The sequence below is a fragment of the Marivirga sp. genome (genome assembly GCF_035704835.1).
In the GTDB taxonomy this organism is placed as follows: Bacteria; Bacteroidota; Bacteroidia; order Cytophagales; family Cyclobacteriaceae; genus Marivirga.
The window spans coordinates 25,844-32,459 of record NZ_DASSWQ010000055.1 but is presented as its reverse complement, the minus strand read 5'-3'; the positions used below and the strand labels follow the sequence as shown (position 1 = coordinate 32,459).

The following is a 6,616-nucleotide window of genomic DNA, read 5'->3' as shown; positions in this document are numbered from 1 at the left end:
TTCGATTTGAGTTTGCGTAAAAACATAGAAACCAAAGATATTCAATAAAATTAACACCCAAAATACCAAATCAAAAACACCTTAACCTCTGTATATCACTAACTTATGAAATTATTCAAAAATGAGTGCGGAAGTCAGGAGAGCTTGCCTGCCGCAGGAACACCCGCTAAATATTAACAACTTTCTTCCGCTCAGTTCTCAAATAATCTGAGCGGAAGAAAATTTCTACCAATCTTTTTTAAAGAGCTTTTTTATCTTCTTAAATAGACCATTATTTTCTTCACCATCTTCGTCAAACTTTTCAATTTTTTCTTTGTCGGGATTGGTAAAAAGCTTCTTAAAGAAACCATCTTCTTTGATCGGAGGGCAATCCATTAATCGGACTGCTTTATTTGATAATGGCTCAAATTGGCTTCTACTATATTGATTTAGACTTGCATCAGCATTCATTTTTTGTAACCACAATCCAAATATTGGCAATGCTGAGTTCGCTCCTTGCCCTATTGCAGTACTTCTAAAGCCTATACTTCCATTATCAGAACCAGTCCAACTAACTGTCACTAAATTTGGTAACAATCCTACAAACCATCCATCACGATTGTTTTGAGTCGTTCCTGTTTTTCCCGCTATATCATTTTTTAATTTATACCTCCATCGCAAGCGAGAGGCTGTACCAGAATTGACTACCTCTTGCATCATATTTACAATCATTTCTTGATTGAGAGCAGAAAAGGCCTGGTCATATTCCGCTTCCGGCTTGAAATCAGCTAAAACTTCACCTGAAGCATTTGTGATTTTCATGATAAAATAGGGTTTAGTAGCTTTCCCGTCATTCAAAAATGATGTGTAAGCTGTCGCTAATTCCAACATGGTTAATTCTGCTGTCCCCAAAGCTATGGAAGCAACTTCTGGCAAATCGGAATTAATTCCTACCTTTTTAGCAAAATCCAATACAGAAGAGATCCCTATTTCATCTAAAATTTTGACAGAAACTGTATTCATGGATTTCCTTAATGCTTCTTGCATAGTCACATTAATATAGGAATAATCTTTTCCATCACTGTTGGTAGGTTTCCAACCTTCTAAATTCTCATAGGCTACAGCTCTTGCAGGGAAATAATCACAAGGTTTTACGCCATTTTCCAAGGCTGTTAAATAAACAAATGGCTTGAAGGTAGAACCTACTTGTCTCCTACTTTGCGAAACATGGTCATATTTGAAATATTCAAAATCAATTCCACCAATCCAGGTTTTGATAGCACCCGTTTTGGGTTCCATGGCCAGAAATCCAGCTTGTAATGTTTTAAGAGAATGTTGAATACTATCAATCACGCTCATCGTTTGTACATCACTTCCTGACCAATCAAAAACTTGCATTTGCTTTTTTTCATTCAGTACCTTCTGAATTTCTTCTTCTGATTTACCCGCATTTATAAGAGCCTTATAGTGATGCGAACGCTTGATATATTGTTCATAAACAGCTTTCTTTTTCCACGGTGCAAGATTACCCCAATTTTGTTCAAATGCTTTTTGCAAATTTTGCATGTGGGTTTTCATTGCAGATTCCGCATATAGCTGCATTTTCTTATTAAGCGTGGTTTGAATCTTTAATCCATCTCCATAAATATCAATAGCATTGCCGGTTTCCTTTTCATATTCTTCTGCCCACTTTATCAATTCTAGTCTTACTTGTTCTCTAAAATAAGGTGCTATACCCTCGTCTGCTTTTACGGGATGATAATCTAGAGTAATTTCTTTTTCAATAGTATTCTGGTATAATTCCTCACTAATTTTATCGTATTTAAGCATCTGAGAAAGCACTATATTTCTTCTTTCGATGCTATTTTCAGGAAAAATCCTAGGATTATAAGTGTACGTTGCCTTCAAGCTACCTACAAGTATAGCAGATTCTTCCAATGTTAAATTATGAACTGATTTATTGAAAAAAGTTTGCGAAGCTGCCTCAATTCCAAAAGTATTATCCGGAAAACTAACGGTATTCAGGTACAGCGTTAACAATTCTTCCTTAGAATAAATTTTTTCCAAGCGTGTAGCAATAATAGCTTCTTTAATTTTAATTGGAATTATTTCTAATCTATTGGAATACTCACGAGGAAATAAATTCTTAGCTAATTGTTGGGAAATCGTACTCCCTCCTCCGCTTGAGCGATCTTGCAAAATTACTGTCTTCAATAAAACACGAACTAAACTTCTATAATCAATTCCTGAGTGTTCAAAAAAGCGAGCATCTTCAGTTGCCACAAGCGCATCAATTAAATGCTGCGGAAGAGACTCAAATTCGATATTAGAACGATAGCTTCTATAAAGAAACCCTATGTTTTCACCCTTTTCATCCACAATTTCGGTCGCTTGAGCATTTTTGATATTAATCAATAATTCTTTATCAGGTAACTTTCCAAATAAGCCAGCTTTTATGCTAAAGAAAAATAATAGGAGCAATAATAGACCAAAACCTATTACTATAGATGAAATTTTAAGTATTCGCTTTTTTAATGTTGTTCGTTTTGTCTTTTTGGGCATGCCATTAGATTATCTAGCGAAGAACGGAAAATCACTGTAAAAAGTGTAAAGAAAATGTCATAAAGCTTGAAATTTTAAACAAAACAGAAAATTTTTCATTAATTCAATTGATAAAGATTGTATGTTTGCATACTCAAAAACAGATATAAATTGTGAGTAAAACGATCAGAATTGGCGGGGTTCCCGAACATTACAACACCCCTATTCATTTGGCAATTGAGTCAGGTGCGATTGAAAAGGAAGGGCTAAACATTGAATGGAAAACATTTGAAGGAGGAACTGGCGAAATGCGTGAAGCTCTTATCAATAATGAGGTGGATATTTGCGCTATTCTAACCGAAGGGATTGTCAGTGGAATTTTACAAGGGGTACCTGCAAAAATAATCAGCGGATATGTGAAAAGTCCTTTGATTTGGGGTATCCATAGCGGGACTGAAAATCCAATCCAAGACCATAAAGAAATTTATGACAAAAAATTTGCCATAAGCAGAATTGGTTCGGGTTCGCATTTGATGCCCATTGTAGATGCGCTGAATAATGACAAAAAAATAGATGAAACTCAATTTCATACCATCAATAACTTAAAAGGAGCATTAGACTCATTGAAAAAACAGGAAACAGACGTTTTCTATTGGGAAAAATATACTACAAAGCCTTATGTTGACCGAGGAGCCTTAAAAAGAATCGGTGAATATGTTACGCCTTGGCCGTGTTTTGTACTAGCAGCACATAACGAAATTATAAATGAGCGTCCAAAAGATATTTCAAGAGTATTGAGACAAATTCAGCGTACTTCTGCTATGTTTATGGAAAATGAAGATGCTGTAGATATTGTGAGTAAGCGCTTTGAAATAAAGAAAGAAGATACTGTAAAGTGGTTTCATGCGACTGAATGGGCCACTGATGGATGGGTTAGTAACAAAATGTTAAAAAATGTAGTCTATACGTTAAAAGAAGCCAATATTATTAATGAAATGGCGGATACTGAGCAATTGGTTTGGAATAGAAATAGCATATAAAACGGTTTTTAGTTTTACGTACTAAGTTTTGAATAGTGGTTTTTTGAATTTAGTAACCAGATAATCAGATATTACATACTTAAATCTTATAACTTATAACAATAGTATAAATTTAAAATTATGAGCAAAGCAGAAATTGTAACGAACAAGGGCACATTAAAAATCGAATTTTACGATGACGCCACTCCCAATACGGTGAAAAACTTTCACGATTTGGCTAAAAAGGGATTTTACGATGGTTTAACCTTCCACAGAGTTATTCCTGATTTCGTAGTGCAAGGTGGTTGCCCAGATGGCACTGGTACGGGTGGACCAGGATATTCAATCAAATGTGAAACTGATGGAGAAAAGCAATATCATGAAAGAGGTGTTTTATCCATGGCGCATGCGGGTAAAAACACAGGTGGATCCCAATTTTTCATATGCCACAGCAGACAAAATACCCAACACTTAGATGGCAAGCATACAGCCTTCGGAAAAGTATATGAAGGTTTGGATATTATTGATAATATCCGCCAAGGAGACGTGATGGAAAAAGTGACAATTGTTGATTGAAGATAACGGATTTTAAGATTTAAGATAAAAATGGCAGGTGAAGAACCCGCCATTTTTTTGTCTAGAATCTTTATTCTTGACTCTTGAATCTTTTTCAATTTGTTTCCAATATTTGAAATAACTCGTCCAATTTAGGCGTCAAAATAATTTCAGTTCTTCTATTTTCTCTTCTACCTTCTGCTGTTTCATTTGAAGCTTTAGGTGAAAACTCTCCTTTTCCCGCTGCCGTAACTCTTTCAGGTGAGGCACCATTATAGGTTAATATTCTCACGATGGAAGTGGCTCTCAATACACTTAAATCCCAGTTATCTTTTAAATATCGATTATTTCCAGAAATCGGCACATCATCAGTATGACCTTCCACTACAATATTTACATCCTGATTTTCTTTTAACACCTGAGCCAATTTTTTTAATGCTTCTACTCCTTTTGCATCAACATCCGTGCTCCCCGAATTGAATAATAATTGTTCTGCCAAAGAAACGTAAACCTTTCCATTTTTCACTTCAACAGTAAGATCATTTTCTTTAAAATTCAAAAGAGCCTCACTTACTTTCTTTTTTAAGGCATTTACAGCTTCCTCTTTATCGGCCAAAACTTTTTCCAGTTCAGCTACTCGCTCTTCTCTTTCTGCAAGATTAGCCGTTAACTCATCATTTCTTTGTTTAGAAATTTCCAAATCAGCTTCCATTTGCAAAAGTTGTTTCTCTTTGTTGGCTAAATCCTGATTAAGCTTACCACTACTGCTCATTAATTTATCATAATAATCATTGAGTGTGGTGTATTGATGTTGCAGAGAATCTAAGCTTCTTTGAGAATTTTCATATGCTTTTCTGGTTTGCTCTAATTTTTCCTGCTCTTCTATTAATGCAGCCTCTAAAGATTCTATAGTGGCCATTTTAATATCCACTTCATCTTCCAATGCCATTTTTTCGGCATCGAGTTTCACTTTTTGAGCTAATAATTCATCATATTTTTTCTGCGTTACGCAGGCTGCACTACTAAAAATTACTAAGGCAATAAAAATTGTTCTTGCTATCATTTTTTCAGGTTTTATTATATTGAAGTCTGTAACGAAACTACATAAATATTGATTGTATCAGACAAAAGATAAAGTTATGAAAAAGAAATTAGTAGTCTTAACTGGAGCGGGAATAAGTGCCGAAAGCGGAATCCCAACTTTTAGAGGAGCCGATGGATTGTGGGAAGGACATGACGTGATGGAAGTAGCTTCTCCGCAAGGTTGGGCTAAAAATCGTGCATTGGTTTTAAATTTTTACAATCAAAGAAGAAAAGCCGTTCTGGAGGCTAAACCCAATGAAGCACATAAAATATTAGCTGAATTAGAACACTATTTTGATGTGGAAATCATTACCCAAAATATAGATGATTTACATGAAAGAGGTGGTTCATCTAAAATTCTTCATCTGCATGGTGAAATTAGAAAAGCCAGAAGCTGCGAAGATGAAAATTTAATTTATAAACTTGAAGGGTGGGAAATTAAAGAAGGCGATTTATGTGAAAAAGGTGCTCAATTGCGGCCACATATTGTGTGGTTTGGCGAGATGGTTCCGATGATAGAACCAGCCGCTCACATTACCGCATCTGCAGATATTTTACTTGTTGTAGGCACTTCTTTACAAGTTTACCCTGCCGCAGGTTTAATTCATGAGGTTGGCCCAGAGGTACCTATTTACGTGATCGATCCTAGCACTCCCGAGTATCGAGGAAATAATCAAGTAACGGCTATTGCTAAAAGTGCTGTAGAAGGTATGAAAGAATTAAAAGAGATGCTTCTAAAAAATACTAAATAGAATTAAAGGCATAGTTTTTGAAACTAATTCAAAAACTACTATTTATTATGAAATCCTTTAGCAATTTCAATTTCTACAAATCATTCATCACTAAATTTTTAATACTTATTACTATTATAAGTCTGCAATCATGTATAGCAGCTGTTTTACTGATAAAATCTAATCCCAACCCGGTGGTTGAGTATGATGAAGTTAAGGGAATCACAAGATTTAAGAAAACATTATTCTATCGTTATGCTTTAGAAAGAAATTCTTCCTTTATGAAAAGTGAACAACTCATTTATAAAGAAGCTAGTGGTTTACAGGAAGACTATAAATTTTACGATTACATCCAATTAGAAAATCGAGCTTCATCTATTGAAAACACTATGTATTTTATAGTAGATGGCCAGAATTTTCCAGTAGAAATAATTACACAAGGGAAGGAAAGTAAATCTGAAATAGATAAAGATGAAGAAGATGTATTACTTGCTGATTCAAGCAAAAAAACCGTTATAACTGATTATGAGATCCGACATTTCACTTTGGTAAGCATCCATTATAAAGTGGAAAACGATTTAATAAAGAAAATTACAAACGCAGATAATGTAAAAATCAGGTATTATGCACCTCCAGAAATGATAACCTTGAACTTATCACGCCATAAACTAAAAATCATGAAAGCTCTACATGAAGCAACGCTTTAGG

General features: G+C 34.8%; 6 protein-coding genes. 4 read left to right on the top strand and 2 right to left on the bottom strand.

Annotated features, from left to right (window positions below):
• Positions 1 to 225: 225 nt before the first annotated feature.
• Complete coding sequence (locus tag VFM92_RS08830) at positions 226 to 2,541, bottom strand: penicillin-binding protein 1A (protein ID WP_325121846.1); 2,316 nt, start codon at positions 2,539 to 2,541, stop codon at positions 226 to 228.
• 152 nt (positions 2,542 to 2,693) lie between these two features.
• Between VFM92_RS08830 and VFM92_RS08825 the strand changes: the two genes are divergently transcribed.
• A complete protein-coding gene (locus VFM92_RS08825; protein ID WP_325121845.1) occupies positions 2,694 to 3,560 on the top strand; it encodes a substrate-binding domain-containing protein in 867 nt (288 codons plus the stop codon).
• Between the two features lie 120 nt (positions 3,561 to 3,680).
• Positions 3,681 to 4,115 (top strand): peptidylprolyl isomerase, encoded by a 435-nt coding sequence (locus VFM92_RS08820; protein ID WP_325121844.1) that lies wholly within the window; start codon positions 3,681 to 3,683, stop codon positions 4,113 to 4,115.
• Positions 4,116 to 4,209: 94 nt separating this feature from the next.
• Here the strand turns inward: VFM92_RS08820 and VFM92_RS08815 are convergent, their stop codons facing one another.
• Positions 4,210 to 5,157 carry an OmpA family protein gene (locus tag VFM92_RS08815; RefSeq protein WP_325121843.1) on the bottom strand — a complete coding sequence of 316 codons (948 nt, stop codon included), beginning with the start codon at positions 5,155 to 5,157 and terminating at the stop codon, positions 4,210 to 4,212.
• 76 nt (positions 5,158 to 5,233) lie between these two features.
• Here VFM92_RS08815 and VFM92_RS08810 point away from each other — a divergent pair, with 76 nt between their 5' ends.
• Both VFM92_RS08810 and VFM92_RS08805 read left to right on the top strand, forming a co-directional pair.
• On the top strand, positions 5,234 to 5,929 hold the full coding sequence (locus VFM92_RS08810; RefSeq protein WP_325121842.1) for an NAD-dependent deacylase: 696 nt from the start codon (positions 5,234 to 5,236) through the stop codon (positions 5,927 to 5,929).
• Positions 5,930 to 5,976: 47 nt separating this feature from the next.
• Positions 5,977 to 6,615 carry a hypothetical protein gene (locus VFM92_RS08805; protein WP_325121841.1) on the top strand — a complete coding sequence of 213 codons (639 nt, stop codon included), beginning with the start codon at positions 5,977 to 5,979 and terminating at the stop codon, positions 6,613 to 6,615.
• Position 6,616 lies beyond the last annotated feature (1 nt).

Bases quoted from the DNA above. Each gene is read 5' to 3' on its own strand.
- VFM92_RS08830 (WP_325121846.1), bottom strand. From the start codon at position 2,541: ATGCCCAAAAAGACAAAACGAACAACATTAAAAAAGCGAATACTTAAA.
- VFM92_RS08820 (WP_325121844.1), top strand. From the start codon at position 3,681: ATGAGCAAAGCAGAAATTGTAACGAACAAGGGCACATTAAAAATCGAA.
- VFM92_RS08815 (WP_325121843.1), bottom strand. From the start codon at position 5,157: ATGATAGCAAGAACAATTTTTATTGCCTTAGTAATTTTTAGTAGTGCA.
- VFM92_RS08810 (WP_325121842.1), top strand. From the start codon at position 5,234: ATGAAAAAGAAATTAGTAGTCTTAACTGGAGCGGGAATAAGTGCCGAA.
- VFM92_RS08805 (WP_325121841.1), top strand. From the start codon at position 5,977: ATGAAATCCTTTAGCAATTTCAATTTCTACAAATCATTCATCACTAAA.